Here is a 1,447-nt window from a genome sequence, read left to right as displayed (position 1 = left end):
GTAAGCGTCTTTAAATCGACTCATTGACTTTCAAGCCTCAACACAGATACCGCCAACTAAGGCGGTATCTGTCATTCGTGCGTATTTTGCTACGAGGAGGGAGCTTCGGTTTGTGGCATGTTCCAAGGAAGCAGATGACGATGATCATCACCGTATTTCAACTTAGGGACTTCTCGCAGTACGTATTCTAGGTAGTCATACGGTTCGCAGTCGTTCGCTTTTGCCGTTTCTATAAGGCTGTACAACACTGCACTGGCGCGAGCGCCATTGTGAGTATTGCTAAAGAGCCAGTTGTTCCGTCCAACCGTGAACGGACGTACTGAACGTTCCGCGCGATTGTTATCCAGACTTAATCGACCATCATCAACCACACGACTCAGCTTTTCCCATTGATTGAGGCTGTAGTTAATCGCGACCCCAAGTTTGCTTTTCGGTAGAACCTGAGTCGCAGACTTATCTAACCAAGCTTTGAACGCCTTCAGTAATGGCAAGGTCTTTAATTGCCTCAGTCGATACCGCTCTGCTTCGGGTTTATCTTTTATCTCTTGTTCGATGCGATAGAGTTTCTGGAACCACGTGATTGCCCACTGGATTTTGCCTCCTTTACCTTGCTTTCCTTTTGGCTGACTCTGCTCCGCTTCAATGAACTTGCGCCTTGCATGTGCCCAGCAACCAACCAGTTTCGCTTCCGTTTTTTCATAGGCTTCGTATCCATCAACATGCAGGTAACCACCGTAATCCGATAAGTACGAAGCTGGACAGTGGTGTCCACGGCTTCCGTCTTGGTAATCGAACAAGACGATACCCGGCGATTGCGCATCGCCTCCTCGGTCACGGCCACATCCGTACAACCAGATGTAGCTTTTCTTTCTCTCATCATTCAAGACCGTCAATGTGGTTTCGTCAGCGAACAGCACCTCTTGAGCAAGTAACGTCTCTTTGAGTAATGCGATGAGCGGCTCTAACTTCTCCGCACACTTCAGTATCCACTGACTCATCGTTTTACGACTCAGCTTGATACCATACTGACCGAACAACGACTCTTGTCGATACAGAGGCAACGCGTAGTAGTATTTGTTTGCGATGATTTGCGCTAAAAGGGACGGCGTGGCGAAGCTTTTGGGGATAATAGATGGCGCTGGCGCCGCCATCACCACGGTGTTTTGCTCCCCTTGTTTGTCACACTGGCGGCAGACGTACTTAGGTCTCTCTATTACTTCGACATACAGTTTGGCCGGGAGGTACACCAGTTTTTCACTGGTACTTTCACCCATTTGACAAAGCGTTGACTGGCAGCATGTACAGACTTTGTCGGAGTCTGGCACATCGAGAACGACGTGTTCACGCGGCAAGTCTTCAGGGAGTTTAGGACGGCCACGGCGAGATTCAGATGACGTATTTCCCTTGTCATTCTGCGAAGGTTGTTTACAGTCACGCTTTGCATCTT

General features: G+C 48.9%; 1 protein-coding gene. It reads right to left on the bottom strand.

Annotated features, from left to right (window positions below; translation table 11 throughout):
* Window positions 1-89 precede the first annotated feature (89 nt).
* A partial coding sequence (locus tag ACED46_RS21870) for an IS66 family transposase (protein WP_371722452.1) occupies window positions 90-1,447 on the bottom strand: 1,358 nt, incomplete at its 5' end.

It is taken from the genome of Vibrio sp. 1S139, from assembly GCF_041439475.1.
GTDB classification, from domain to species: Bacteria; Pseudomonadota; Gammaproteobacteria; order Enterobacterales; family Vibrionaceae; genus Vibrio; species Vibrio crassostreae_C.
The sequence above is the reverse complement of the archived record's forward strand: the minus strand, read 5'-3'. Positions and strand labels throughout refer to the sequence as shown.